This is a genomic window from Pseudomonas sp. IPO3778 (assembly GCF_013386825.1).
Classification (GTDB): domain Bacteria; phylum Pseudomonadota; class Gammaproteobacteria; order Pseudomonadales; family Pseudomonadaceae; genus Aquipseudomonas.
The window spans coordinates 1-26031 of sequence record NZ_JACARC010000040.1 but is presented as its reverse complement, the minus strand read 5'-3'; the positions used below and the strand labels follow the sequence as shown (position 1 = coordinate 26031).

General features: G+C 57.7%; 26 protein-coding genes. 8 read left to right on the top strand and 18 right to left on the bottom strand.

The window, feature by feature from the left end:
- Positions 1-163 precede the first annotated feature (163 nt).
- From HX855_RS21285 to HX855_RS21270, 4 genes are all read left to right on the top strand, one after another.
- Positions 164-892 (top strand): winged helix-turn-helix domain-containing protein, encoded by a 729-nt coding sequence (locus HX855_RS21285; RefSeq protein WP_177090743.1) that lies wholly within the window; start codon positions 164-166, stop codon positions 890-892.
- Positions 885-1640, top strand: coding sequence for a hypothetical protein (locus tag HX855_RS33435; RefSeq protein ID WP_177090741.1), 756 nt, complete (start codon positions 885-887; stop codon positions 1638-1640). The genes HX855_RS21285 and HX855_RS33435 overlap by 8 nt, the downstream gene beginning before the upstream one ends.
- A 32-nt stretch (positions 1641-1672) precedes the next feature.
- Positions 1673-2362: a winged helix-turn-helix domain-containing protein gene (locus HX855_RS21275; RefSeq protein ID WP_177090739.1), complete on the top strand. Its 690-nt coding sequence runs from the start codon at positions 1673-1675 to the stop codon at positions 2360-2362.
- A gap of 220 nt (positions 2363-2582) precedes the next feature.
- The gene (locus HX855_RS21270; RefSeq protein ID WP_177090793.1) at positions 2583-3977 is read left to right on the top strand and encodes an undecaprenyl-phosphate glucose phosphotransferase; all 1395 of its coding nucleotides are present in this window, start codon (positions 2583-2585) and stop codon (positions 3975-3977) included.
- Between the two features lie 339 nt (positions 3978-4316).
- Here the strand turns inward: HX855_RS21270 and HX855_RS21265 are convergent, their stop codons facing one another.
- The 17 genes from HX855_RS21265 to HX855_RS21185 all read right to left on the bottom strand — a co-directional run bounded on the left by HX855_RS21265 (position 4317) and on the right by HX855_RS21185 (position 22458).
- Positions 4317-6407 carry a YjbH domain-containing protein gene (locus HX855_RS21265; RefSeq protein WP_177090737.1) on the bottom strand — a complete coding sequence of 697 codons (2091 nt, stop codon included), beginning with the start codon at positions 6405-6407 and terminating at the stop codon, positions 4317-4319.
- Positions 6404-7177 (bottom strand): capsule biosynthesis GfcC family protein, encoded by a 774-nt coding sequence (locus HX855_RS21260; RefSeq protein WP_177090735.1) that lies wholly within the window; start codon positions 7175-7177, stop codon positions 6404-6406. Before HX855_RS21260 ends, HX855_RS21265 begins: the two co-directional genes overlap by 4 nt.
- Positions 7174-7833 carry a YjbF family lipoprotein gene (locus HX855_RS21255; RefSeq protein ID WP_309139826.1) on the bottom strand — a complete coding sequence of 220 codons (660 nt, stop codon included), beginning with the start codon at positions 7831-7833 and terminating at the stop codon, positions 7174-7176. Before HX855_RS21255 ends, HX855_RS21260 begins: the two co-directional genes overlap by 4 nt.
- A 14-nt stretch (positions 7834-7847) precedes the next feature.
- Positions 7848-8960: a polysaccharide biosynthesis/export family protein gene (locus HX855_RS21250; protein ID WP_177090717.1), complete on the bottom strand. Its 1113-nt coding sequence runs from the start codon at positions 8958-8960 to the stop codon at positions 7848-7850.
- Between the two features lie 86 nt (positions 8961-9046).
- Entirely contained in the window at positions 9047-9331 is a 285-nt protein-coding gene (locus tag HX855_RS21245; RefSeq protein ID WP_177090715.1) for a hypothetical protein, read from the bottom strand.
- A gap of 178 nt (positions 9332-9509) precedes the next feature.
- Entirely contained in the window at positions 9510-10853 is a 1344-nt protein-coding gene (locus HX855_RS21240; RefSeq protein WP_177090713.1) for a UDP-glucose/GDP-mannose dehydrogenase family protein, read from the bottom strand.
- A 12-nt stretch (positions 10854-10865) separates the two neighbouring features.
- A complete protein-coding gene (locus HX855_RS21235; RefSeq protein ID WP_177090711.1) occupies positions 10866-12293 on the bottom strand; it encodes a mannose-1-phosphate guanylyltransferase/mannose-6-phosphate isomerase in 1428 nt (475 codons plus the stop codon).
- Positions 12294-12347: 54 nt separating this feature from the next.
- Positions 12348-12824, bottom strand: coding sequence for a glycosyltransferase (locus HX855_RS21230; protein ID WP_177090709.1), 477 nt, complete (start codon positions 12822-12824; stop codon positions 12348-12350).
- Positions 12825-13280: a UDP-N-acetylglucosamine transferase subunit ALG14 gene (locus HX855_RS21225; RefSeq protein WP_256353118.1), complete on the bottom strand. Its 456-nt coding sequence runs from the start codon at positions 13278-13280 to the stop codon at positions 12825-12827.
- Positions 13281-13315: 35 nt separating this feature from the next.
- Positions 13316-14278, bottom strand: a complete 963-nt coding sequence (locus HX855_RS21220; RefSeq protein WP_177090785.1) for a glycosyltransferase family 1 protein — start codon at positions 14276-14278, stop codon at positions 13316-13318.
- A 53-nt stretch (positions 14279-14331) separates the two neighbouring features.
- Positions 14332-14874, bottom strand: coding sequence for a DapH/DapD/GlmU-related protein (locus HX855_RS21215; protein WP_177090707.1), 543 nt, complete (start codon positions 14872-14874; stop codon positions 14332-14334).
- A complete protein-coding gene (locus HX855_RS21210) occupies positions 14875-15720 on the bottom strand; it encodes a polysaccharide lyase (RefSeq protein ID WP_309139825.1) in 846 nt (281 codons plus the stop codon).
- Positions 15721-15738: 18 nt separating this feature from the next.
- The gene (locus HX855_RS21205) at positions 15739-16890 is read right to left on the bottom strand and encodes a polysaccharide pyruvyl transferase family protein (RefSeq protein ID WP_177090705.1); all 1152 of its coding nucleotides are present in this window, start codon (positions 16888-16890) and stop codon (positions 15739-15741) included.
- The gene (locus HX855_RS21200) at positions 16887-18347 is read right to left on the bottom strand and encodes an oligosaccharide flippase family protein (RefSeq protein ID WP_177090703.1); all 1461 of its coding nucleotides are present in this window, start codon (positions 18345-18347) and stop codon (positions 16887-16889) included. Before HX855_RS21200 ends, HX855_RS21205 begins: the two co-directional genes overlap by 4 nt.
- Positions 18344-19615: a DUF6369 family protein gene (locus HX855_RS21195; protein WP_177090701.1), complete on the bottom strand. Its 1272-nt coding sequence runs from the start codon at positions 19613-19615 to the stop codon at positions 18344-18346. Before HX855_RS21195 ends, HX855_RS21200 begins: the two co-directional genes overlap by 4 nt.
- A gap of 128 nt (positions 19616-19743) precedes the next feature.
- Positions 19744-21972, bottom strand: coding sequence for a polysaccharide biosynthesis tyrosine autokinase (locus tag HX855_RS21190; RefSeq protein WP_177090699.1), 2229 nt, complete (start codon positions 21970-21972; stop codon positions 19744-19746).
- A 45-nt stretch (positions 21973-22017) separates the two neighbouring features.
- The gene (locus tag HX855_RS21185) at positions 22018-22458 is read right to left on the bottom strand and encodes a low molecular weight protein-tyrosine-phosphatase (RefSeq protein ID WP_177090697.1); all 441 of its coding nucleotides are present in this window, start codon (positions 22456-22458) and stop codon (positions 22018-22020) included.
- Positions 22459-22690: 232 nt separating this feature from the next.
- Between HX855_RS21185 and rfaH the strand changes: the two genes are divergently transcribed.
- The 3 genes from rfaH to HX855_RS21170 all read left to right on the top strand — a co-directional run bounded on the left by rfaH (position 22691) and on the right by HX855_RS21170 (position 23960).
- Positions 22691-23200, top strand: coding sequence for a transcription/translation regulatory transformer protein RfaH (rfaH, locus tag HX855_RS21180; RefSeq protein ID WP_177090695.1), 510 nt, complete (start codon positions 22691-22693; stop codon positions 23198-23200).
- 107 nt (positions 23201-23307) lie between these two features.
- Positions 23308-23616 (top strand): phosphomannomutase, encoded by a 309-nt coding sequence (locus HX855_RS21175; protein ID WP_256353117.1) that lies wholly within the window; start codon positions 23308-23310, stop codon positions 23614-23616.
- A complete protein-coding gene (locus HX855_RS21170) occupies positions 23613-23960 on the top strand; it encodes a hypothetical protein (RefSeq protein ID WP_177090693.1) in 348 nt (115 codons plus the stop codon). The genes HX855_RS21175 and HX855_RS21170 overlap by 4 nt, the downstream gene beginning before the upstream one ends.
- Here the strand turns inward: HX855_RS21170 and HX855_RS21165 are convergent.
- Positions 23912-24535, bottom strand: coding sequence for a hypothetical protein (locus tag HX855_RS21165; RefSeq protein ID WP_177090782.1), 624 nt, complete (start codon positions 24533-24535; stop codon positions 23912-23914). The genes HX855_RS21170 and HX855_RS21165 overlap by 49 nt on opposite strands.
- Positions 24536-24820: 285 nt before the next feature.
- On the opposite strand from HX855_RS21165, the gene HX855_RS21160 reads away from it, so the two are divergent.
- On the top strand, positions 24821-25909 hold the full coding sequence (locus tag HX855_RS21160) for an LLM class flavin-dependent oxidoreductase (RefSeq protein ID WP_177090691.1): 1089 nt from the start codon (positions 24821-24823) through the stop codon (positions 25907-25909).
- The last annotated feature ends 122 nt before the right edge of the window (positions 25910-26031 follow it).

Here is a 26031-nt window from a genome sequence, read left to right as displayed (position 1 = left end):
AGAAATCCGCTTTCAACACCCGCTTGAAAACCGCCTTACCCCCCGTAAATAAAGTGCCGAATGTTAAAATTTGTCACGTTTTGGCGTATTCAATTCGATTAACATCTAAACGCCTGCAGCGATTGAATTGACGGCCTCGCATGCCGGAAAAGGGAGCAACGTGATGCATTTTTCCAACGTCCTCGCTATTGCACGGACCCCATCCAAATCCGAGGACTTCAGCGAGCTTATAGTTCGTACTGTACCGAAAAACCTAAAAGTCGATACACGTTCCTACGGCCAACTAATTGGCCCCTATGAAAGCCATGGACACTACCGTGCCATCATCATAGAGATCGATACCCCCTCCGCCAGCACCCAAACGCTGGACATTATTAAAAAAACCCGAGCCGAAAACCCTGGCAGCACCATTTTCCTGGTTGTCACGTTCGCCACGACACTTAGCAAAACCAAATATTATCTCGCAGGTGCCGATTACTGCATCAAGGTAGTTGAGAGCTCACTCGAGAAAAAACTTGCCCTCTTTGCCGCGTTCCTCAGCGAGTCGTACTGGCTAAGTAATACTGATTTGCTACTAGACCAGGACCGCATGTGCATCTACGGGGGTGGCAAAAAGCTCGAGGTGTCGTTTGTCGAAATGAAAGTACTTGAAGCGCTCATTCATAATCGGTTGCTCAGCCATGACCAAATTGCAGTCGTGATGGGACTTAACGCCAGATTCTATGATTCAAGAGCACTCGAAAAATCAATTAGCCGTCTGCGCGGTAAAATTAAATCGCACTACGGAAGTAACATCATTCAAAGCATTCGAGGTTACGGCTACAAACTAAGTAGAGGACTTGCTTCGGTTCACCATGCCCAACCCTTAAAGGAGCGGCCGAACCGTGAATAGCGGAAATTTAGCGCTCGCAGCGCCTGTTGACTTCACGTTCTCGCGACAGGCGATACTTGAGCGAAGCTTTACCTTATGGGGCAGTGAGATTCGGGTTCATGCAGAGCCGGTGCTCGACTGTTTGCCGGATGAGATGTGCGCCTATTATTGCGAACAACTTAAAGACGCCTACAGCGAAGCCCTGCAATACACCAGGCCGAGTTCGCTCGCCCAGGAAGGTAAACGTTTGCGCGTGGATAAAACCCCGGGCCTGCACAAGTTTTTCCGAATAGAGCAATCGGTACTGATGAATGAGGAGCTGCTCAAACAGATTATCAGCACCTCCAATACGCTGGAAAAACAAAAACAGCAACTCATTGTCAGTGTTGAAAATACACTGGCGACGCTCCCTGGCCCGGTGGAACGCAGGGACATGATCCGTCAGCTCTATAGCCTGAAAGACCGAAGCAGTATCAAGCTTGCCTATAACAATTACACATTAGAGACAAAGAACACCGACCTTTTGATCGACTTGAGTCTTTATGACTATATAAAAATGCCCTTTCCGGACTCTGCCCTCAGGCTCAGTCTGAACACGCGCTCGGGCCTGTTCGACCGGCTTTACGACCAGATGCTGGGGCTGATGAGCACCACCCGGGTCTCGTTTATCGCCGACAACGTCGAATATGCCGACAGCGCGCTTCTCGCCAGACGCTTGCCTTTTGACTATTTTCAGGGCCCCTACTTCTCCCCTGCTGATAGTTTATGAACCCCCGTACTTTTCTGGAATCGGTGAATGCCATGAGTTCTCTCAAGAAACACACATTTACATCGACGTACCCGTCAATCGCGCTGCAGGATTTCACGCCGAATGTGGCATTTTTACATTACGACGTAGACAGCGGCCCGCTGGTCGAAACCGCGGAAAAACCATCGGAAGTGTCCGCCAGTTCCTACGCCGTGACCAATGAACAAAACTTCAATCTATGGCTAAGCAATTATGTGGCCGCCAAACGACTCTACGAGGCTAATAACCGATTAACCCGACAACTTTACGACACCTCGAAAAACCCGAAAGTCACCGCACGCAACTCTGAGCCCGTCGGCCCCGACCTGAATAACACCGCGACGACGATGACCCATGCAACACCCGCATTGCGTACCCATGATGTCTGGCTATTGACACAACAAGACCGCGCACTGGTTAAAGGTGGATTGCGCATTTCCCTGACCACCATTGAATCGGCGCTGATTAAAAAAATGCTGAACCATGAAGAACGGGTCGTCAGTAAAGAAGAACTTATTCGTAACATCGGGCGCGAGCCGGACCTGTATCGCGGGCTCGAAATGTGCCTGAGCCGGTTGCAGGACAAGTTCAAGCGTGTGAATGATGGCGAACGTCTGTTCCGGGCGGTACGCAATCGCGGCTATTGCCTGACGCAAAAAATCAAAAAGCCTCTGAGCACTCGCGGCCACGTCGCCGAACAATAATAATTTCATAAAAACTACAATTCACCCTGCCTATTAAAATCCTTTTCTATCTGCCATTTTATAACAACATGCCCGCGTTATAAGTCGTCAGCCGTTGCTCCCTGCCATTGATTACTATCCATACGCACGCCTACGCGTGCGCCTGCCATTTGATAGTCATTAAAACCACGCCTCGCTTTAACCTGCCAGCACGTGAGTGGATACCACAGGGAGCAGAAGTATGCTTAACAACAGAAGAATGCACCGTAACCTTACACCCAAGGGCCTCACTTTTTGGGGGCAGTGGGCCATGGCCTTGAGTTTGGTCGTTGTACTTTTGTTTTCATTGGCACTGTTCAACACCGGACAACTGGAATCTCACTACCGGATATTGGCTGCCATTACAATACTGGCATCCATACCGTCCTACATGTTATGTGACGTCTATAGCAAAAAAGATAACTTTTTTGTTGGGCTGGGACGGTTATTCACCGGCTGGTTATTAACCTTGGGCATATTGTCGGCAGTGGGCGTGGCCTGTAATGCCAGCTCGCTGTTTCCCGTAGAGATCCTGTTACTCTGGGCCGCCGTCAGTTATCCACTACTAGCACTTTGCTATATTCCGATTCACAGTCTATCCCGGTACTACCATCGCCAACTTCACGAGCGCCAGAAATCGCTGATTATTGGCACGGGAAAACTTGCTGTTGACTTGGCCAACACGCTTGCCAAACAAAAACGCTCCCCCTTGATCGGCCTTGTAGGCCCCGTCACCGCTTCGCCACAGAACAGTACCCAACCGCAGATTCTCGGCGACTTGCCCGACCTGCCCGCGCTGATCAGGCAACACGGTATTCGCCGGCTGTACATCACTCACTCCCTCCAGGAGGCGACTCACATCGAGGCGCTGTACCTCAACCTGCTGGAGATCAGCGTGGACGTGATCTGGGTGCCCGACCTCAACAACATGCTACTGCTCAATCACAGCGTGGCCGAGGTGGATGGCCTGCCGGCGATCTTCCTCAATGAAAGCCCACTGACCAGCCGCCCGACCGCGGCACTGAGCAAGTCGCTGCTGGACAAAAGCCTGGCGCTGTTGGCGATTGTGCTGCTCAGCCCGTTATTGCTGCTGTTCGCCCTGCTGATCAAGCTCACCTCCCCCGGCCCGGTGATTTTCAAGCAGGACCGTCACGGCTGGAATGGCGAGATCATCAAGGTCTGGAAATTCCGCTCGATGCGCGTGCATGACGACCACGAGGTGCGCCAGGCAAGCCGCAACGATTCACGCATTACCCGCGTGGGGCGCTTTATCCGCCGCACGTCCATCGACGAGCTGCCGCAGCTGTTCAACGTGCTGCAAGGGCATATGGCGCTGGTGGGCCCGCGCCCCCATGCCGTGGCGCACAACGACTACTACTCGGGCAAGATTCGCGCGTACATGGCACGCCATCGCATCAAGCCCGGCATCACGGGCCTGGCGCAAGTCAATGGCTGCCGCGGCGAAACCGAGACCCTGGAGAAGATGCAGCAGCGCGTCGATATCGACCTGCGCTACATCAACAACTGGTCCCTGTGGCTGGACATCAAGATCCTGTTCAAAACGCCGTTTACCCTGCTGTCCAAAGACATCTACTAAGCCCCTTCCCTGCGCCACGGCGCCGCCTGATACCCAGCCCGCTCCTGCGGGCACTCAGGTGCCAGGCAACGCCGCTGGCGCCACCTCAGCGCCCTCTGTGCTCACACCTGATTCATACCCGACCGACTCCCCACTCGCCTGATCGCCAGGCGCAAGAACTTCGGCCCACGGACGTACCCGGCCGTGGGCGCGGCAGCCATTCATTTACACATCAGAGGGGAAAGTCAGGGGCGTGTTGCTCGCCGGCATTGCACCTGGCGCTGTATCGCGGCGGTCCTCTCACTGCCTGGCGCATTCAGCACCTGGCAGTGAGGATCCTTGTCGCCCGAGGCCGCTCAATCACTCAGTGATCTTATCGAAGTTGTTGTAGAACAGTTTACTGTCACGCCCATCGGTCATGGTTTGCAGCGAGTAGGCACGGTTCAGGCGCGCACCGCCATCACGGGTCAGGGGTGCCCATACAACGTTGGCCCGACGCATCGTCGAGGTGCTCATCAGTTCGTCGAACGGCACGGAAATATAGATCCCCTTGTCGAAGCTGCCCTCGCCATATTCTTCCTTCGAGGCAGTGGTCAGCGTGACCCAGCCACCAAACTTCACGCCGTTCTTGAACTGCCGCGAGATGTCCACGGTGGTGCCCCAGTCCCGTGCCAGGTAACGCCCCACACTGACCGCCGCCAGGGTGTCGTAGGGCAACTCGGTGTAGCTGGTGACGTGCCCGGTGATGGTCTGGTAATCCCGCAGGCCGAAGCCCTGGTTGAAATCACGCTGGCGCACGACGTTCAGGTCTGCGCCCACCGACCAGTGCTTGTTCGTGGGCCTGAACAGCACTTCGCCACCCACCCCGGCATACATCGACTCCAGGTAACCGCCGTAGACCATGCCGTACAGGTCCTGGTCCAGGCGCGCCGCATGGTTGAACTGGAAGTTTGGCATCGTCACGTCCGAGGTCGTCATGTACTGGCGCAGGTCGGTGCGCACCCGTGGCAGCCCGCTCGGTGCGTCGTAGGTGAATTTGTCGTAGTTGTTCAGCAGGTTGGCGCTGAGCAAACCGCTCCACCAGGTATTGCGGGTAAACCGGTACTCCGCGTCGGCGTCGGCGGTGAACTGGTACAGCAACCCGTTGGGGCCACCGATGTTCTGTTTGTAGCCCAGGCCCAGGCCATAGTTGAACGGCTGGCGTGTGCCGGTGTAGAGCGTGGTTTCCCGATGGGCAATGGCCGGATTGACCTCAGTGGAGCGGTGCAGGTCCTTCAGCGGCTGCTCGTTGTTCACCACCGCGCGGAAGGTGTCACGGGGCACGCTGGTTTCTTCGATGGGCATGTCATAACGCTTGTTCACCAGGGTGAACCAATCGATGTCCTGATTGGCGCTGTTGTCGAGGATCCGACTGGCGCGCCCGACGGCCTTGGCTGAGTAGAAGTAGCGTTGCTGCTCGCCATACACCATCAATTCCGAACCGCGCCGGGCAATACGCTCCACCTTGTAGCCGGCATTCTGCTGCAGCCGGTCGGCCACACTGGCCCAGTTGACCTGATCGGACGGCGTGGTCGGCATGCGCGCCGGCAGCGGTTCGGCAGGCGGGTCATACGTCTTGACCGGGGCCTTGCGGCTGACGAAGTTGGTGTGCAGGGTGATGCCGAACATCGCGGTATTGCCGCGCTCCCAGGCTGCGCTCAGGTCGACGCTGTCGGCCAGCTTGTAGACCACACCGATATTGACCGGCGAGTCCTGCTTGATCGAGTTGTCCAGGGGCTCGTGCTTGTAGTCATTGCCCTCGTATTCGAGTTTCAGGCTCAGGGGGTCCCAGGGTGTTTGATAGACAACCCCGCCAAACAGCGACGGACGCCCCCTGAAGTACGCGTTGGAGTTCACGTCCCCTGCCCGGGCCACGACCGCCGTGCTCGTGGGCCGGTCGTTGAACTTGCTGCCAAACACCGACAGCGGGTTACTGAAATCCCCTCGGTTACCCAGGTAGCCCCAGGCGAGGCCAAGGCTGAAATCCAGGTCGCCATAGCGCTTGTTGGCGACGAAGTATTCGCTGGAAAACAAGCCGGTACCGCCGATGTCCCGGGCGCCAAACGCCACTTGCGGCAACCAGTGGCTTTCTTCCCAGAGTCGCGCCTTGAAGTCGATGGCCTTGTCTTTGAAGCTCTGGCTGCCACTCAACGCCTCGGCACCGTATTTGCGGTTGCTGATGGCGGTGTAACGGAACGAGCCCTCGAGCCAGTCAAACGGCTGCAAGGAAAAACTGTAGCGCGAGTAGGGATCGGTGCGATTGGCGTTGGCGCTCAACTCCCCCGCCGGCGCCATGCGGGCAGTGGGGGTCTGTAACAGACCCACGCCACCAAAATCATTTTGGGTGTAGCGGGGTTCGCCGTGAACCAATCCGCAGGGCAAGAGCAATACAGCTGCAAAACGTAAATTCAAGGGTTCACCTCAGCCAACGGTTGAGTGGCAAGAAACTCGGCCAGTTGTTGGTTGAGATCAGGGGTCGGCGTCTCAAGGTCATCGCTGCGGATCGGCACCAGAATCTTGCTGCCGGGTGCAGCCACCACGCCCTCTTCCCGATTCCAGGCCGCCACGCCCACGCGACGCACCAGGCCGTCGGGCTGGATCAGCCAAAGCTCATCGCGTGCGGCGTCACCGAGGGTGGTACAGCCCCGCACGTACTCCTGGATTTCGCCCATGGCGCGGTAAGGCACCTCACAGGGCTGCGCGACCGCCCCAAGCACTTCCACCGTGGACGGCCTGGCGGGGTAAACAAGGTGGTCGCCATCATCGAGCAACCCATTGCGTGCGAACCCCGCTTCAACGGCGATCGGGTCCAGCACCGCCACCTGGCGGCCGGTGACCGGCAACGGCTCGACCTGTTGATACAGTCGCGCACTCAGGTCCGCTCGCGTGTGCTTGCCGTCCAGCAAGGCCCCCCGTTGCAGCAGTTTCAGGTCGAACAAGACGCCCGCCTTCAAACGTGCCTGCTTATCCACCAATGACTGATGCAGCCACGCCGCCCCCAGCCAGTAGCTTTCGGCGTTGGGTTGGGCCTGGCGAATAACGTCCAGCAAGCGTGCATCGGGTTTGACCTCGAAGTGGCCGGGGCTGCGTACGTCGCCACTGACCGTGACCGCCGCCTGCCCCACACCGGGGCCGATCAAGAGCAGGCCAAAGCCAAGGCCTATCAGGTTCGAACACTTCACCGGGCAGGCCCCCGATCGGGGCGCAGCTGCACGATTTTCAGCACCAGCCGGGGCGTCAAATGCTGCTCGCTGCGCAGGATGAAACCGTCCTGGGGATCGACCCAGTAACGGTTGGTGGTGCGGAAATTCAAGGTGGGCACTTCCACCTGCTCGTCAATGCGCAGCAAGGCGTAATCCTTGTCCAGAATGCGGAGGGTCTCGATACCGTGGGGGCTGAAACGGCTGTTGACCGCCAGACCGATCCGGTTGCCGTCGTACACGTCGATCCAGCGCGTGCTGGTATAGCCGTCGGGCAGGCGCTGGAGGCCGCGTTTGAACGGCGACTCGCCACTGAAGCGGGTGCCATCCAGGGACGCACCCAGCCCGACGGTGCGTACCACCAGGCCGTCGCGCATCATCAGCACTTGCTTGCCGGACGCAACCCAGAACTCCAGGCTGCCCCGGCGCCGAGGCATGGCCATCACCCCTTCGCTGGTACGGGTGGTGACCAGAATCTGCGGATACGGCACCGCATCGACCTGGGCACGGGTCACGTTGATGGGCGCCGGGCCGGAGACGGACGTTTCGAGGGTGTACCAGGACGCCCTCATCAGCGGGTTACACCCGCACAACAAAAGCGCCATCGACAGGCTGGCGCAGGTAGGCAAAATTTTCACGACGGGAGAGCGCCTTATCTGCTGTTGACTTCGCTGAGGTCATTCAGCGATCGGGCACCCAGCCCAATGGCACTGGCGGTCGGCAACAACTGGCTGATGAGGCGGTTCCAGCGCGTCACGCCGGCCGGGCCGACATACACGATGTCTTGGGGCTGCAAGTCGAACCGGGTCGCCAGCACCAGGGCAGACGGTGACTGGGCATCGAGCTGAAACACCTTGGCCGGTTCGGCTTCCAGGTTGTCCACGCCGCGAATCACGTACACCGCATTGCCGTTGGAGGTGGTCTGGTTCAAGCCCCCTACCGTGCCCAGGGCGTCGGTCAGGTTGATCGACTTGCCCTTGAAGCTCAGCGCCCGGGGCTGGTTGACTTCGCCCATGAGGTAGACGCGCTTGTGGTCGTTATAGGGCAAGTACAACCGGTCGCCGCCCTTGAGGTAGATGCCTTGCAGTTGGGAGCCCTGGCGATTGAGGCTGTCCAGGTCCAGGGTGTACTCGCGGCCGTCCCGCGTCAGGGTCAGCCCCGACAGGTCGGCATTCGTGGGGTCTACCCCGGCGGCGCCGATGGCCTCTACCGCACTCAAGGGCGTGGTGGTGATGGGCTGCTGGCCGGCCTTGATCACCGCACCGGTCACCACCACGGTCTGGCTGGCAAACCGCAAGACGCTGACGTCCACCTGAGGGCTTTCAATAAACTGCGCCAGGCGCCCGGAGATGTAGGCGCGCAACTCTTCGATGGTTTTACCGGCCACCGGGACGTTACCGATATACGGATAAAACAGGGTGCCGTCGGGGCGAACCAGGCGACCGTTGGCATCGATCTGCTGTTGCGGTCCGGACGGCGCCGTCAACTCGGGGTGATCCCAGACCGTGATAAACAACAGGTCATTGGCGCCGACGCGATAGCCTCCCGGAATATAAGACAACAACGGTTCCGGCACTGATTCGCGAACATGCGTGGCGGCCTCCATGGCGATCAATTTGGGGGTGATGGGAATTAACTCCACCCGGGTACTTTCGGGCGAGCCATCACTGGACATTTGACTGGTGTCCATGTGTTGACCAGGCGAAAACATGCAGCCGTGCAAGCTGAGACTTGCCAGCAAAAGAACAGGTAACCTAGAAATCATAATGGCACTACGCTAGTCGAGGGCGAGTCTAAAAAAGATCACCCAGAAAGTTCTGAGTGATCTTGAACAACACAGCTTGTGAGGGATTAGTTGGTACCGGTGGTACCCCCTGTACCGGTTGTGCCGCCAGTTCCGGAAGTACCGCCATTGGAACTGCCGCCGGAGTTGGAAGCCGCTGCTGCAGCGCCGACAACCGCCGAGCCGACCCCGACCGATTCACCGAGCGTCACACCGCCCACGACCGGGGTGCTCAACGACAGGGACTCGCCTGCGCTGGCCGCCTCGCCCACCGCAGCGCCGACGATTTCACCCGCGGCCAATGCCGCAGTGCTCGTGAAAGCCAGCAAGCCGGCCAACAGTAATTTCCTCATATCAGACTCCTTCTCGATAGTTACCCCTTATGAAACTTCTAAATAAGGGAGTAGTGATGGAACGGAGATAAACAGACTATGCAAACTGCACAAGATCCTGTTGGATCGCGCACTTAGCCTCCGCGAAATCATCTCACTTGTGGATAGCTCAAACCACCAATGTTAATAATCGTCAGGATTAAACGACAGGGCGTACTGATAACCCGCGACCAATACCGTAATAGTCAAAACCATTGGCTTTCATTCGTTGCGGATCAAATATATTGCGACCGTCAAAGATAACCGGCGTGCTCAACTTTTCTTTTATCAAGTCCAGGTCCGGGGCTTTGAACTCGCGCCATTCCGTCACAATCACCAACGCGTCGGCACCTTGAAGCGCCGCTTCCTTGGTGCCCATCAGCAGCAGGTCTTCGTTCATGCCGTAAATGCGCTGTGTCTCGGCCATCGCTTCCGGGTCGAAGGCTTGAACCCGGGCGCCCACGCTGCGCAATTGTTCGATCAACACGCGGCTGGAGGCCTCGCGCATGTCATCCGTATTGGGCTTGAAGGCCAGGCCCCAGATCGCAAAGGTCTTGCCCTCCAGTTGCCCGCCGAAGTGATGGTGGATATGCCCGAACAGGTGCTGTTTCTGGCGCTTGTTGACTTCCTCGACGGCGGACAACAGCGTGGCCTGGTAGCCGATCGACGACGCGGTGCGTTCCAGGGCCTGTACGTCTTTCGGGAAGCACGAGCCGCCGTAACCGCAGCCGGGGTAGATAAAGTCGTAGCCAATGCGTGGGTCAGAGCCGATGCCTTTACGCACGGCTTCAATGTCGGCGCCCAAGCGCTCGGCAAAATTGGCCATTTCATTCATGAAGGAGATCTTGGTTGCCAACAGGCAATTGGCCGCGTACTTGGTCAGCTCGGCACTGCGGATGTCCATGGTGATGATTTTTTCGTGGTTGCGGTTGAAGGGCTCATACAGTTCCCGCATGCGGTCCACGGCGTAGTGGCTGTCACTGCCGAGGATGATGCGGTCGGGGCGGGTACAGTCCGCCACCGCCGAACCTTCCTTCAGGAACTCGGGGTTGGAGATGACGTGAAACTCCACCTCAACGGAACGGGACTTCAGCACCTCGGACACTTTCGCCCGAACCTTGTCCGCCGTACCCACCGGCACCGTGGATTTGTTAACGATGATCTTCGGCTCGGTCATGGTGAGTGCGATGGTCGCCGCAACGGAGAGCACATACTTGATGTCGGCGCTGCCATCGTCATCGGGGGGCGTGCCCACCGCGATGAATTGAACCTCACCATGACGCACGCCTTGCGCGGCGTCGGTGGTGAAATGCAAGCGTCCGGCATCGTGGTTCTTCTGTACCAGGGCGCTCAGCCCCGGCTCATAGATCGGAATGATCCCGCTCTTGAGGTTCTCGACTTTGGTGGTGTCGATGTCCACGCAACACACTTCATGCCCCGCGTCAGCCAGTACCGCTGCCTGCACCAGGCCCACATAGCCGATTCCAAATACAGTTACATTCATTTCACTCTTCCTTTAAACAAGCTCGAGGCGGCCATAGCGGTCTTCAAAGCGGATGATGTCGTCTTCACCGAGGTAGGCGCCGGACTGAACTTCAATCAGCTCCAGCGGGATGCGCCCCGGGTTTTCGAGGGAGTGCACAACACCAATGGGGATGTAGGTGGACTGGTTCTCGGTGAGCAGCACCTGCTTGTCCGCGATCTGCACATTCGCGGTGCCGGACACCACGATCCAGTGCTCGGCCCGATGGTGGTGCAGCTGCACAGAGAGCTTGTGCCCCGGCTTCACCGTGATGCGCTTGACCTGGTAGCGGTAACCCTGGTCCACCGAGTCATATTTGCCCCACGGCCGGTAGACTTCGCGGTGGCTGGCGCTTTCGATCCGGTGGTGTTTAGTCAGCTCGGTGACGATCTTCTTCACGTCCTGGGCGCGGTCCTTGGTGGTCACCAGGATCGCGTCGGCAGTCTCGACCACCACCACGTCACTGATGCCCGCCACGGTGACCAGACGGTGGCTGGCGTGCACATAACTGTGGGTGACGTCTTGCAGCAGCACATCGCCCTGGGTGCAGTTCTGGTGTTCATCCTTGGCGCCCGCTTCCCACACCGAGTCCCAGGCCCCCAGGTCGCTCCACGGGGAGTTGAGGATCACCACCGACGCGATATGGGTTTTTTCCATGACCGCGTAATCAATCGACACGTTGGGCGCGTTCACAAAATCCACCTGGCTGAGCCGGGTGAAATCCTGGTCATGGGCCGCGTTGGAGAGGGACAGTTCGGCGGCCACCATGATCTCCGGGCTCAGGCGCTCCAGCTCTGCCTTCATCACCGAGGCACGGAACATGAACATGCCGCTGTTCCAGAAATAGTTGCCTTGGGCCAGGTAGCTTTGTGCCGTCGCCAGGTCGGGCTTTTCTACAAAGGCCTCGACGTGCGCGGCGCCGTCGACGGCGGCCGCTTGGGTACGGATATAGCCGTAGCCGGTCTCCGGCTTGGTGGGCACCACCCCGAAGGTGACGATCTTGCCTTGGTTGACTTCCGCCTTGGCTGACGTCAAGGCCGCGTTGAAGGCGTCGGTATCGCCGATCACATGATCTGCCGCCAGCACCAGCAGAATGGGATCATCCCCGTCCGCCAGCGCCGAGAGCGTCGCGGCTGCAATTGCCGGGGCGGTATTGCGGGCGGTGGGTTCCAGGAGGATTTTCTGCGGGATCAGGTCCAGCGAGCGGCTTTGTTCGGCCACGATGAACCGGTGTTCTTCGTTACACACAATGATCGGAGGGCTGACGCTCTCGCCCTCTATCGACAGGTTCTTGATTCGTTCCAACGTGGCCTGAAACAAACTCAAGTCACCGTGCAGGGCTATAAACTGCTTTGGCTTAAGTGCCCTGGAAAGCGGCCACAGGCGCGTGCCTGAGCCGCCAGACAATATAACTGGGATCATAGCGATTACTCGATGATTAAAGGCAATAAGAGCGTATTGGCGAACAGTCGAAACTTAAGAGGTGAATGACTTTACATAACGGATCAAACGGTCTCTTTCGGTAAAGTCCAGGGGACTGTCTGCGCTGCTGTAGTTGAGCGCTGAATCAATCGCGGAAAAGAACCCGTCTTTATCATGAGCAATAAATACAGACGGAAGGTCCGAAAAGTTCTCGGCGGTGTCGAACTGGTGATTATTGATATGTTCACCGCGCCGGCTATCACGCGGGACGATAACAATCGGTTTGCCCAGTTCAAGGGAGCGAATGATATTCCCCATGCCCGCATGGGAAACAATCACCTTCGACGCATTGAAGTTCTTGGAAAAGAGCGGCTCGGCAATGGTCTTGTACGCCGTAATGCGCCCCAGGTTGTTTTCGTTAGTACCGACCTGGGCAACAATCGGCACCTGGGGGTTCGCATGGCTCCACTCATTCAAGTAGCTGAGCATTCTTTCAAAGGGTGCTTGAGTGCCAACGCTGCAAAAGATCATTTATACAACCCTCCCTTTATATTGGGCCCGGCTGCCTTGAGAAAGCGTCGGCCACTGGGTCAGCAACTCATCGACAAAATACACAGCGATACGGCCCGACAACGAGAGTTTCTTGGGGTTGGCGATGCTGTCGATCCACAGGGTCTTCTTGCCCATGAGTTTTCCCGCAATCAACCCCAACAACCCCGGCGCCGCGCCCGTGGAGATCACGTACTTGGCTTTACTGCGGTAGACGATCGCAAATATCTGGCAAAAGCCCTTGATGATCTTCAACGGTTCGCTGCGATTGAAGTCCGGGACTTGGGCAAACTGATGCAGTGGATACTGCGAGCCAATGCTGATATCGACGGTGGCAATGGTCACTTTTTGACCGTCGAAGGCCGGCAGCAACTTGCTCATTTGCACCCAGTGCCCACCTCCGGAACAAATCAACAACACATCACTTGATTGACTCATGACGGTTCCCTTCCTGTCAGAATGAATAGACATCGTTAAATAGCCGCGGCAGTTCTTAATAATTGCGCCTGCCCTTTCCAGCGCGTGATGCGCTTGGCTTTAAGCAAGGCGGACTTTTCTTTATAAATTTCTTGATGATTGATGAGTTGTGCAACACCGGCCTTGATTGAAAGAGGGTCCAGCGTGTCGACAAACACCGCGGCCTCGGAAAACAACGAGCGCAGTACGGGGGTGTTCGAAAGGGCCATGGGCCTGCCGGCGCTGACCGCTTCGTTGGCCACACTCAGTTGCACGTTGTCCCGTGTGGTCAGGCCCAGCACCACATTCGCGTTGCACAGCAGTTGTTCGAACGTCGCCTTGCTGAGGAAGCCGGTCAGCTGGATGTTCTCGGGAAGCGACGCCACCAGCGCCTCGGAGAGCTTGCCCTGGTGCTTGCCGGTGATCAGAAAGTCGACGCCCGGCATTTCCCGGGCGGCGTTGATCACCACCTCTATCGGTTCGTCGATATCAAAGGAGCACGGAAACAGCACATAGGGCGTCTGGCGCTCACTGGCGGGGGCCGCCTGAAAGTCACACGGCAAGTCTTCCAGAATAAACAGGTTGGCTTCCTTGACGCCCAGGCCCGCCAACTCTTCCTTGACCTTAAAGTTATGGACGACCACCGCATCAATTTTATTCAACAGGGCCACGGTGCCCGGAAAGCCTATCCACTGTTTGCGCAACAGGCTGTTGTGGGCGTCGGCAATAATCTTCAGGCGCCGGTTAAACACACACTTGTAGGCCAGCGCGATATGCAACACCGGGCTCGGCGGCAGTTGTACCCACAACACGTCAGGCGAACCGACCCACAGGGACTTGAGGGTTTTAAAAGACTTGATCAAATAGTCCAGCGGCCGTGCCGCTTTTTTCTTGAACTGGTTGGGCAGATGCAGAATGTCATAGGCCCAATACTGCTTCATGGTGTCGGCGCGTCGTTGATAGCCGATCCATGCAATCATTAATGATTTCACTTAAGCATCCTGCATAAATAAGGGTGGGCACCTGCGGTGCTTTACAAGGCAAACCAGACAGGAAAGTCGGCGCGGTACAGCATGTTTTTATTTCGAAAACGAAGGTGTCTGGCCGGGTTGCCGCCCACGATCGAATAGGCTTCAACGTTGCGCGTCACCACGCTGCCCGGATACACCACGGCGCCTTTGCCGATGGTGACGCCGGGCATCACCATCACATTGGGAAAGATCCAGGCGTTGTCTTCAATCACCACGGGCTTGCCCACCAGGGCACTCATCGGGTCATCCATATCGTGGCCCAGGGTATAAATCCGGGTGTTATGGGAAATATTGACGTTGTCGCCGATGCGGATGCCCGCCCGGTTATCCAGGTAGCAGTCGTAGTTGATCGTGCAGTGTTTGCCGATGACGCAGTTGCCGAACGAGAACAACACCACTTTGCGGTGCACCGTGGTCTTGGCCCCCACCCGGCAGCCGGTTGCCCGCAGCAGAAAACGCCTCAGGTTGAAAAACAGCGCCAGGCTGAGCAAGGTGTTGAACAGGGCAACGGCGGTCTTCTTGATATTCAGTTTCAGGTTTTTCATCTAGTCACCCTGCCCTGCCGTCTCAGTCACGCGCCGGGAACTCATCACAAAATTCCTGAAGCGGATATTGGTGCTGACCGGCGTGGCGAACGACGGGTTATTCCCGCCGAAGAACGTCGAAAACAGCAGGCCATCAAGGGTGACATTCGGGGTGTCCCTGAACGTCAGCCCGGTCTCGGCGTGCACCAGCTTTTTGTCGTACCAGATGGAAATCACACCGTCGGCCACACCGGGCGTGTTCAACTTCACCAGTTGTTCCAGGGTGTGCCACTGCCCCACGGTAAAGACCCAGGAACCCAGGCCTACGGCGGTGCCCCAGGTTTTACTGGTGGGCAGGTAGGCATAAATGGCCCCGGCGCCTTTTTCTTTCCAGATGTAGCGCGTGGAAAAACCATCGTGGCCGTTGGGAATTTTCCCGCCGGTATTGGCGGTGCCGCCGTAGAGGCCCGGGAGCTTGCCGCCTTTTACAAAATCGAAATTCTTGTCGAACTTCAATTCATACGTCAGCACCAGGCAATCCCGGCCCGGTTGCGGGAGCGGGGATTTGAATTCGATGCCGCCGTAGGGCAAACCCAAGCGCACCATCGAGCCCGGGTCGTAGGACCCCTTGGGAAAATGCACGGCGATGTCTTTGATGGTTTGGCTGTAGGCCTTGTTCGTCAGGTTGGCTCTGCCTTTGATGCTGTCCTGCGCCTGGGAATGGTTGAGCATCCGCGAAACATCAGGCAGTGACGGATAGATGTTTTGGATAGGTTGCTCGCAGTGATCGTTTATCTGCGCGGCCCCACTGGCGGCCATCTGCACAGAGAACGCCAACGCCAGGAGCGTCGAGGCTGTCTTTTTCACGTCGGTTGCCCCTCGGCTCTATTGTTCATCGACCCATTTCAAAAAGTCGTCGACCGCTTTTTGTGCAAGCGATGACCGCTGCGCGATCTCTTGCTTGAGGTGCTCGGCCATGTGCGCCTTGGATTGGCGGAACTCACTGATGGTGGTCTTGATCACCTCAGGGTCCGGGGTGCTGACCAACCGGGTGCCCTGAGGCAACATTTCATGGACTTTTTTCAGCTTGTTTTCGATTGCCACGGCGATGGTCGGGAACCCCAGGGAAGCCGGCAGGAGTACCCCGTGTGCACGGGCGCTGATGATCACGTCGGACTCAACGATCAGTTTCGCCATGAAGGTTTCCGGCGTGTCGCCCGCCGCGTCCCAGCACAACCATTCGTACTGGTGGTACTTGTCGATCAGGTGCTGGTCACGCTCTTTGTAGAGCGAGACCAGGCGCACCTGCTCGCCCGTCTTGGCCAACTCATCCGCGGCCTGGACCATCGCCTTGATGAACTGCTGCCCATTCGCGTCGTGGGGCCAGTCACGCAGGATAAAGGACAGGTACTTGCCCTTCTTGAGGCTGCCGGTTTCCAGATCTTTGCGGGAGATCCACAACTCGGAAAGCAGGCTCGGGTCGGTGTACACCTCCACGTCTGACTTGCCGAACGTGTTGCAATGCTGCTGGCTGGTACCGTCCCGCACGGAAATGTAGTCACAACGGTTGATCACGCTGACGGCACGGTCCAGCTGCTTGCCGCCGCCATCAAAGGGGCCCAGGCCAATGCAGAACGCCGCGAGGCGCCGGTGGAAGTAGATCTTGTCGACGCCGCCGCGCATCCCGACATACAGGCGCAACAGCGTGGATTTCAGATCGGTTTGAGCCTTGATGCTCTTGTACATTTTCGCCGCGATGCCCTTGCGGGCCGTGACCTCTTTGGCCGGCGGGATAAACGAGAAGAACTGGCCGCCGCCGCCCAATACCACCAGGTCAGCCTTGACCGGCGCCTTGATATGCAGCCACTGGATGCGCGGGTTGAAGTTTTTAGCGATCTGCGGGTGATCGACACCCACCGCGATATCCGATTCGTTAAAGCGTTTTTTCAGAATATTGATCACGCATAGCATTAATACGTCATCACCCAAATTGCCCGGACCGTAGGCACCCCGGATATAAACTTTGCTGACATTCATGCTGGGCTTCCATTTTCCACGGGGTCATTAAATACGGCATTCAAGGCAAACGTTGTTGCGAGAATGTAGAGAACTATCAACGTCAGTATCACCAAGCGGTAGGCCATACTTTCAACGTAGGCACTTGAGATAAAACTGACAAAAGGCAACGTCCACAAGGTCAATATCCTGGGCGAAACCAGCAGCTCCAACGGGAGTATTTTCTTGTAGACGAAATACGGCAGGCCGAGCAGGAAGTGGATGAACTGGGAACCAATGAACGCCTTGGCAATCCCGACGGCGCCCTCTTCCCTGAGCCAGAACGCCCCGGCGATGAATAACAAGCCCCACAGCACGTTACTCATGACACTGAACCAGGCCAGGTTCATCACGATCATCTTTCTTGAAATGCCGGACTTGAATGCACTCAGCAAGGAACCCAGAATCACCAGCGTCAACGTGACTTCAAAATCCCGGCCCAGGAAACTACTGCCGTACAGCTTCGCCAATAACTCGGGGAACATGATCACCGGCTGGATAATCACCAACACCACCAGCCAGCCCGACAGAAAGTTCAAGGCATCCAACTTGCGATTCTTGCCCCCCAGGGCGGCCGCCAGCATCGGCACCAGGACCGAGCCGAGTACCACGGAAACATGGGAAAAGATCGCGTTCCATTGCATGGCGGCGGCGTACATGCCGAGGGCGGCCAATCCGTTGGTGGTTTGCGCCAACAGCTTGTTCGCAAACCAGTTCATCGGCGCGACCATCAAGCCCGTCAACAACACCGGCAGGCCCACCGACAGCACCGCGTGCTTTTCAGTGAGCGCGCCTTTGAAACTCAGCGGAGTGTTCCGGGCGTTCAGGGTTTTCCAGCACGCCAGGGCGCTGAAGAACACGATGAGTAATTGAGAACCGGCCAACCCCAGCAGCGCGCCGTTGAGCCGGAACTGGAGGGTCAGGCAGTACGTGGCCGGGATCGCGACGATGGCGACGATTCCATTGATGGTCGCGATCGAGCGGTATTGCCCCCAGCCGGTCAGGCAGCCTTGGGTCCATCCCGACAGAATAATCAGGGTGATGGTGCTCAATACGATGAGGGACGCTGCGCTCAGGCTGTCGGCTCCCAAAATCACACTGGAAAAGAAGTGCGGGAAAAACAGCGCTGTCCCGATGATCATTGCGCTGAAAAACACCGAAAACATCAGCGTCAGCGCGATGCCCCTGCCGGTCTTCTCCGGGCACGTATCTTTGAACTGCCCGATATGCTTGGCCGTTGCCGTAGTCGTGGCCTGGGCGGCGACGTTGGCCAGCATCACAATCGCGCTCTGGATCAGGCCGTACTCGCCGAACGATTGCGCACCCAACACCCTGGCGACCAGGATGCCGGTAATCACCACCGACACTTTCGTGGCAACGGCGGAGATGAAACTCCATGCCGTGCTGGACACGAATTTCTTCAACAGTGTGTTGTTCATCCGGCATTCACCTGCAAGGGCGTGGCTATCAGTGGCTGGCGAGGGACAAGGACTTTTTTGCGTTGCCTGGCCGTCTGTTCGGCACACACCCGCAGCACAATGGCGCCGTAGGCGATACCGATGGCGTACGGCTGATAAGGCGTGGCTGAGACAATGAACATCACGCCCAAAAAGACGCCGATCGAGACGGCCACCCGGCTGTTCATGTGCTGGGTAATCGAGGTAATGAACACGTACAACAAGTACAACCCGATCAGCCCGTATTTAACGAAGTACGTTAAGTAGGCACTGTCGATATTCGAGTTTTTGTCATCCAGGCCACGGTACTCAAACCAGGGGATTTCAAACGGCGTCCCCGCGCCCAGCCCGACAAAGTAATGCAGGGGGTTCATGCCCCTGATCAGCTCCAGCGCAGGGCTGAAGCGCGTACCCAGTTGGGCGGCCATGCCTTCAGACGACAAACCATCATTGATTCGATCCGCGCCGATCATATTGCTGATGCCAATGAACGCCATCAGCACCACGGCGCCGGCCAGGGCGACACCGATCATGCGGGCCGGCTTCGTGTATTGGTGAATGATGATCGCGGCAAACACCGACACAAAAATGAAGCGTGAATTGGCGATAAACAGGCAGATGAACGAGGTCGCCAGACAGATCCTGGCGAGTTTCTTCCGCTGCTCGAACAGGCGCGGATCGATGAAGTAATAGATCAGGTAGGCGACGGCGGCGTAGGTGCCACCGTCGAGGTACCTATAGGCGTTTTCTTCGTAGTAGACGTCTTGAAACTTGTACAGCCCCAACCGCAACCAGGCGATGTCCACTACGTTGAAGGCGGTCATGGCGATGAGGATCAACAGCACCGTTTGCAGCGTCAGTTTTTTTGCGGCAAGGGTCGCGATATTCGTGAGCACGATAAACGACAGGATCATGATGAACGGCCGAACGTCCTTTAACAGGTACTTGTTCGACGACTCCAGCAAGCCCCACGCCAGCAGCACCACATACAGCCCACAGCCAAACAGAAGACCGCCCGGCGCCGTCAGTTGATGCTTGCGCGTGAACACCTGCCTGACCAGCAACGCCCCCAACCCGCCCACGATGTAAAAGTCAAAGAAGTAGAGCCCTTTGAGCGAGATGATTTCGCTGTAGGAGTTGCCGGTAGGAATCACCGACAGCATCACCCCCAACAGCACGATGGAGTACTTGGGGCTTTTGACGGCAAGCAAACCCGCCGACAGCGCGATAAGGGATAACAGGTAAAACATGGCTGGGTAGTCTTTAGGCTGATGTTGAATTTGGCACGCTACCGCCCCAGGATTTTTCGTTCATTTCCTGAAAACGTGGCTTCTATCCTGCTGATGCTGCGTAGGACGATGGAGCGTAACGGCGTGAATCAGCTGCGATCAGCCTGGTACTCGTACGGGTAATACCCGTCGTTGCCGTAGCCATATTTGGCAGAGGCTTTCTTTTCCACACCATTGAAAATGGCGCCCCGGAGCACGATGCCGTTCTGGGCAAAGCGGCGAATGGTGTGTTCGATCTCTTTCGCCGGGTTAAGGCCAAAGCGCGTGACAATCAGGTTGGTGCCCGATTGCCTGCCCACGATCGCCGCGTCGGTCACGGCCAACAGCGGCGGCGTATCCAGAATCACCAGGTCATAGCGTCCGCTGACCTCGGACAGCAACTCGGTGAGGTTGCGGTGCATCAGCAATTCAGACGGGTTGGGCGGTATCTGCCCACGGCTGATGAGGTCGAGGTTTTCAATCCCGGTCTTGTGAATCGCGGTGTCCACCGTGCATTGGTTGGAGAGAATGTCCGACAGCCCATTTCGGGCCGACACACCCAGCGCCTTGTGCAGGTAACCCCGGCGCATATCCACGTCGATCAGCAATACCCGCTGCCCGGTTTGCGCGATCACCGCGGCCAGGTTGACCGAGACGAAGGTTTTGCCCACCTCGGGGCTGGGGCCTGAAATCATGATGCGGTTGTTCGGCGCCTCGAGCATCGCGAAGTGCAGGCTGGTACGCAGGCTGCGCAACGCCTCCACCGCGAGGTCGGTGGGGTGACTGATGGCCAGCAATGAAGAACCTGCATCGGTACGCCCACGCCCTCGGGAGATTTTGTCTTCTTCGACCTTTTGCAGGGTGCTGTACGGAATTGACGCGTACACCGGCAACCCCAGTTGCTCGATGGCTTCCGGGCTTTCCAGGCCGCGGTTCAGCGCCTTGCGCAGCAGTACCAGCGCCACCGCCAGGAAGCCGCCCAGCAGGGTCGCGATCAGCACAATCAGGATCTTTTTCGGCTTGATCGGCTTGAGGTAATTCACGTCGGCCGTGTCGATCAGGCGCACGTTGCCCACGGTGCCCGCGCGCATCACATCCAGCTCCTGGGCCTTGTTGAGCAGTTGGGTATAAATGGCCGTCCCCACTTCGACGTCCCGGGTCAGGCTCAGCAGTTCCTGCTGGGTCGACGGCAGGCTCTCGACCCGGCTGGCCAGGCTTTGCTGCTTGCTGGTCAACTCACCGATCTGGGTCAACAGCGCGCGATACGCGGGGTGCTGGCGGGTGAACTTGCGGTCCATCTCGGCCTGCTGCAGCTTCAGCTCGGAGATGCTGGTATCGAGCCCTACGATCTGGTCGAGAATCGCCTTGGTTTCCAGGGTGATGTCCACCGACTTGCTGCGGGTCTGGTACTCGTTCAGGGCCTTCCCGGCTTTTTCCAGGTCCTTCCTGACCACCGGCAACTGTTCCTTGAGAAACGCCAGGCTCTGCGCCGCTTCAGCCGAGGTGCGCTCGACGTTTTGTCGCACGTAAATGGCCGCGATCTGATTGAGGATCTTGATCGCCTGGTCCGGGTCGGTGCTTTCCAGCGCCAGCCCGATCATGCCCGACTCTTTGCCCCGTTCCACCACATCCAGGTTCTCCTGGTAGTCGAGGATGCTGGTCAGGCGCGCATTACGGATCACCCGGAAACGGGTACCGGGCCTGGCGTGCAGCGCTTCAATCTGAAACGCCACGCCGTTTTGCTCGAACGGCTGCCCGACCTCCCCGGCGGCCAGCACCTGGTCATCTTCATCCGCCAGGGTGTAATGCGCGTTTTCCCCCACGGTCAGGGTCAGCTTCTTGCCCAGTTGCGCGTCGGGCAGATCCAGCTTGAAGATCTTCAGCGACTCACCGCCCCAGGCAAAGCTGTCCAGGCCCAGCAAGGGATCGGCGACGGCGCCGGGATTGCTCTTCTGGAAACGGCGTGCCAGGAACTCACCGACCACCGGGAAGTACATCGGCTGTACGACGATATCGAGCTTCAGGTTATCGACGGTTTTGCCAATCACGTAGCGGGACTGGATCAACTCGATCTCGGTGGCCGAAGGCGACTCCTTGCCCAGCATGCCGCCGATGTCCGAGAAGCCCAGCAAGTCGTTCTTTTTCGCTTCGACCTGCAACAGGGCGTTCGCCTGATACACCGGAGTGGCCAGCACTGCATACGCGGCGCCAGTCACCATAAAGGCGCCGGTCACCGCAGCGATCAACCACTTATGGTCGATCAGCGTTCCAAATAGACCGAGGAGATCAATTTCATCGTTATCGTCTTCCCGTGCGGTGACTGCTGGCGCTTGCTGCATAAGTCGGATTCTTAGCCTTTATTTCGATTCAAAAAATAGTGGCGATCAGCGTGCGAGACGCTGGGCCCATGCGTTTACGGCTTCTTCGATCAACGCATACGCGTGCACAAAAGCAGCTTTGCCCTGGCGGTAGGGGTCGCTGATCTCTCGCTCGTTTTGCCATTTCCCCAGCAGCAGCACCTTGCCTCGCGCCTCGGGCGCCAGGCTCAGTACGGCACTGATGTGCTGACGTTCCATCACCAGAATCAGGTCCGCTTCGCTGATCGCCTGCGGCGCCAACTGGGTGGCCTGATGCGCATCGGCTGGATGGCCATGGGCCTCAAGTACCGCACGGGCGGTGGTGTCAATCGGCTTGCCCACCAGCGCGGCAATACCTGCAGAACTGACCTTGATCTCGCAGCGACTGAGTGCGCCACGCAACAGGCTTTCTGCGGTGGGGCTACGGCAAATATTGCCAATACAGACAATCAACACGCTTTTAAACAAGGCAATTTCCCCGGGTCATCCATTCACCCCTGAAGCAACATCATCAAACTTATAACTTCACAGCAGTATTTATTACCACGGAACTTTAACTTCCCCAAAAATTATCACCGGACGAAAAATAACAGCCCCCGGCTGAACCCGACCTTTTATAACATTCATGACTTTGCCGTTTGCTTCCGCTTTAAATTACACAACTACGCAACATCGTTTTATATAGACAGAGGGACGCCCCATGAGCGCAAATGCCAACAAGGCCTGGTACCTGGTCCAGTGCAAATCCCGGCAGGACGAGCGCGCGCAGGAACATCTTCAGCGCCAGGGCTATACCTGCTTTCGGTCTACTTATCAGCGCGAACGGCTGTTGAAGGGCCAGCGAAGGACCACCCGCGAATCGTTGTTTCCCGGTTACCTGTTTATTCAAATGAGCCAACAGGACAGCTGGAGCTCCCTGCGTTCGACCCGCGGTGTGTCGCGGGTTGTGGCCTTCGGCCCGCACCCGCTGCCCATCAGCGACGCGCTGGTGGACGAACTCCAGGAACACGACCATCACGCCGCCGTGGCAACCCTGCTGAAGCCGGGCGAAAGCGTGCGCATCAACCAAGGGCCGTTTGCCGAACTGGAGGCGGTGTTCCTGGCGATGGACGGAGAGGAACGTGTGGTATTGCTGATGAACTTCTTACAGCGAGAACAGCGTATCAGCCTGCCGCTAAAGGAGATCAGCCGGGCCCAGACAACGTATTGACCTGCCCTAAATAACATTCAACTTATTAACGGACTAAAAATAACATCCGCTTACTTTTTCATTTCTTCCGAATAGAGTAACGCGTGAATAAACAGCGAGGGACGGCCATGAAAAGTTCAAAGCTATTGGTAGAGCGTATCGGCCTGTTTCCCTCTTCGGGAAACATTCACGTCAAGGTGAACAGTTCAACCACCGTTGTCGAACGCATGCAGGTCTTATACGCCAGCCATTCGCTGGACAGCGACGAATCCTGCTCGGGGCTTTCAATGGTATTTGCCGACTGGCGTTTCAAGCTGCAGGTCAGCAACCCACTGTCTGTTTGCCTGTGTGTGGAAAGCCGCGGCGACAGCCATTTCATGCAGGTCAAGACCGCCGAATTACTGGCCAATATCTCCTGCACCGAGGAGCGGCCATGAGCATCTATGACGATCTGAAACGTGCCTATGCGTTGAAAAGGCTGACCACCACCTTCGAAGGTTTTGTAGGCCTGGCGCCCAACGAACAACTGCCGGCGGAGCAATATGCGCGCAACACCCAGGTCATGTCCCATTGGCTGGATCAGTTGCGCGGCAACGCGCCACAGGACATTACCGATACGCTGTTCAAGCAAATGAAGCGCTCGCAGCGCCGTGGCGATGCCCGGCGCTTCAATTGCCAGACCGTGCTGCTGGAACTGCTGGTGGAAAGCAACCTGGCCCTGGACCTGGCGACTTACTCGGCGTTCATCTGCGTGGGAGAGGCCCGCCAGGAAGGCTCCTGATGGGCCTGGTCGGCACCTGACACCACCACCGCCACATGGTTGAGCAGTTTTTCGGCGTTGTACTTGGGCACCAGGGCACTGAGCAGCAGAATCACCATTCCCCCGCCGATCAAGGATGGGGAAACCCGCACCTCAACCACTTCAAGTCGCCATAGAAAAGCCAGCGCCGCCATGCCCCCCAGAAAGCCACCGGCCAGGGCCTCGTTGAGCGGGTGAATGAACGGCGCGACGCAATACGCGCTGAACACCCCGGCGAGCAGCATCCCGCCGACGGCCGCGGGCCAGCGCCAATCGGGGTTGACCCGGCGCGCCACCAGGCTGATCGCCACGGGGACCATCAATGAAGTATTCATGGCATGACCGCTGAGCACAGCAATATCGAAGTGCTGGAGCGACACGCCCCACCCCTTGAACAGCAGCTTGCTGAACGCCACGATGGAATAGGTGCCGGCGACGGTCATCAGCCACCACTTGACCGCCTCGCGCCGGGAATACCAGAGCCAGACGGCGATCACTACGGCGGCCGGAATCATGACGGTGATACCGCCATATTGCGCCAGTTCTTCCCGTATCAAATGCTGTTCCTTACCTGCCAGTTTTCCCGGCCCCATGAGACCTCAGCCCCGGGCAAAACACAACGACTTCAAGGCACAGCAGCCAACGGCGTATCAAGAACACCGCCGGTGTGCGCCGATAATGCGCAATACTGATAAATACACAAACTCATGATTCTGTTTTTTTATAATTAGGATAGAACCAATCGGCCTTTTACAGGCCCCGGCCCTGCCCTTATTTTCGATACCACGGACCGACCCCCTGCCCGGTGGAGGCTTTATTCCTGCCCTCAACAAGGACTGACCATGAGCATCGAATTTATCGGCTATATCGGCGGCCATCACGGGTCCGAGATCCATCCCCGCAGTGGCCCGACCTTGCAACCCGACTACGTGGAAACCGTGGCCCGCGCCCACGAAGAGGCCGGCTTTGACCGCGCCCTGGTGGCCTTCCACTCCAACAGCCCGGACAGTACATTGATCGCTGCCCATGCGGCCAGCGTGACCCGCAAATTGAAGTTCCTGATTGCCCATCGGCCAGGGTTTGCCCAACCCACCCTCGCCGCCCGGCAGTTCGCCACGCTGGATGTGTTCAATGGCGGCCGCACGGCCGTGCACATCATCACCGGCGGCGATGACCGTGAGCTGCGGGCTGATGGCAGCCATATCGACAAGGATGAGCGTTATGCGCGTACCGATGAGTACTTGAGCGTGGTGCGTCAGGAATGGACCAGTGAAACGCCCTTTGACCATCAGGGTACTTACTATCAGTACGAGGGTGCGTTTTCCACGGTGAAGTCGCCGCAGCAGCCGCATATTCCGCTGTATTTTGGTGGGTCTTCAGCGGCGGCCATTGCGGTGGCGGGCAAGCATGCGGATGTGTATGCGCTTTGGGGGGAGACTTACGAGCAGGTCAAGGACGTGGTCACCCGGGTGCGGGCTGAGGCGGCCAAACATGGGCGTACGGTTCGCTTCAGTTTGTCGTTGCGGCCGATTCTGGCGGAGACCGAGGCGCTGGCGTGGGAGCGTGCAGACCGCATTTTGGAGCAGGCGACGGCGTTGGCTGAGAAGAATGGGGTTGTGAGGCGTGAGCCGCCGAATGAGGGGTCGCGTCGGTTGTTGGCTGCAGCGGCCCAGGGGTCGCGGCTGGATAAGCGGTTGTGGACCGGGATTGCGGGGTTGCTGGGGGCCCAGGGGAATTCGACGTCGCTGGTGGGCACCGCTGATCAGGTGGCTGAGGCGTTGCTCGACTATTACGATTTGGGCATTACGACCTTTTTGATTCGTGGGTTTGATCCGCTTGATGATGCGGTGGATTATGGCAAGCGGTTGATTCCGCTGACTCGGCAGCTAGTCGCTGAGCGGGAGCGTCAGGCTGCTGGAAGAGTCGCTTGAGGATAGAGAGGGGGACCGGGTACATATCCGTTATTTAGGTAACGGCGGCTATTGGTTCCGCCCTTACGGCGGGTCACTTTTGGAAAAGAGCCCCAAAAGTAACCAAAAGGGCTCTTGCCCCC

Excerpts from the sequence above, each read along its gene's own strand:
- rfaH (WP_177090695.1), top strand. The coding sequence starts at position 22,691 with ATGAGCGCAAATGCCAACAAGGCCTGGTACCTGGTCCAGTGCAAATCC.
- HX855_RS21195 (WP_177090701.1), bottom strand. The coding sequence starts at position 19,615 with ATGTTTTACCTGTTATCCCTTATCGCGCTGTCGGCGGGTTTGCTTGCC.
- HX855_RS21225 (WP_256353118.1), bottom strand. The coding sequence starts at position 13,280 with ATGAGTCAATCAAGTGATGTGTTGTTGATTTGTTCCGGAGGTGGGCAC.
- HX855_RS21190 (WP_177090699.1), bottom strand. The coding sequence starts at position 21,972 with ATGCAGCAAGCGCCAGCAGTCACCGCACGGGAAGACGATAACGATGAA.
- HX855_RS21200 (WP_177090703.1), bottom strand. The coding sequence starts at position 18,347 with ATGAACAACACACTGTTGAAGAAATTCGTGTCCAGCACGGCATGGAGT.
- HX855_RS21170 (WP_177090693.1), top strand. The coding sequence starts at position 23,613 with ATGAGCATCTATGACGATCTGAAACGTGCCTATGCGTTGAAAAGGCTG.
- HX855_RS21235 (WP_177090711.1), bottom strand. The coding sequence starts at position 12,293 with ATGATCCCAGTTATATTGTCTGGCGGCTCAGGCACGCGCCTGTGGCCG.
- HX855_RS21220 (WP_177090785.1), bottom strand. The coding sequence starts at position 14,278 with ATGATTGCATGGATCGGCTATCAACGACGCGCCGACACCATGAAGCAG.
- HX855_RS21270 (WP_177090793.1), top strand. The coding sequence starts at position 2,583 with ATGCTTAACAACAGAAGAATGCACCGTAACCTTACACCCAAGGGCCTC.
- HX855_RS21245 (WP_177090715.1), bottom strand. The coding sequence starts at position 9,331 with ATGAGGAAATTACTGTTGGCCGGCTTGCTGGCTTTCACGAGCACTGCG.
- HX855_RS21275 (WP_177090739.1), top strand. The coding sequence starts at position 1,673 with ATGAGTTCTCTCAAGAAACACACATTTACATCGACGTACCCGTCAATC.
- HX855_RS21240 (WP_177090713.1), bottom strand. The coding sequence starts at position 10,853 with ATGAATGTAACTGTATTTGGAATCGGCTATGTGGGCCTGGTGCAGGCA.
- HX855_RS21250 (WP_177090717.1), bottom strand. The coding sequence starts at position 8,960 with ATGATTTCTAGGTTACCTGTTCTTTTGCTGGCAAGTCTCAGCTTGCAC.
- HX855_RS21175 (WP_256353117.1), top strand. The coding sequence starts at position 23,308 with ATGAAAAGTTCAAAGCTATTGGTAGAGCGTATCGGCCTGTTTCCCTCT.
- HX855_RS21285 (WP_177090743.1), top strand. The coding sequence starts at position 164 with ATGCATTTTTCCAACGTCCTCGCTATTGCACGGACCCCATCCAAATCC.
- HX855_RS21230 (WP_177090709.1), bottom strand. The coding sequence starts at position 12,824 with ATGATCTTTTGCAGCGTTGGCACTCAAGCACCCTTTGAAAGAATGCTC.
- HX855_RS21215 (WP_177090707.1), bottom strand. The coding sequence starts at position 14,874 with ATGAAAAACCTGAAACTGAATATCAAGAAGACCGCCGTTGCCCTGTTC.
- HX855_RS21205 (WP_177090705.1), bottom strand. The coding sequence starts at position 16,890 with ATGAATGTCAGCAAAGTTTATATCCGGGGTGCCTACGGTCCGGGCAAT.
- HX855_RS21160 (WP_177090691.1), top strand. The coding sequence starts at position 24,821 with ATGAGCATCGAATTTATCGGCTATATCGGCGGCCATCACGGGTCCGAG.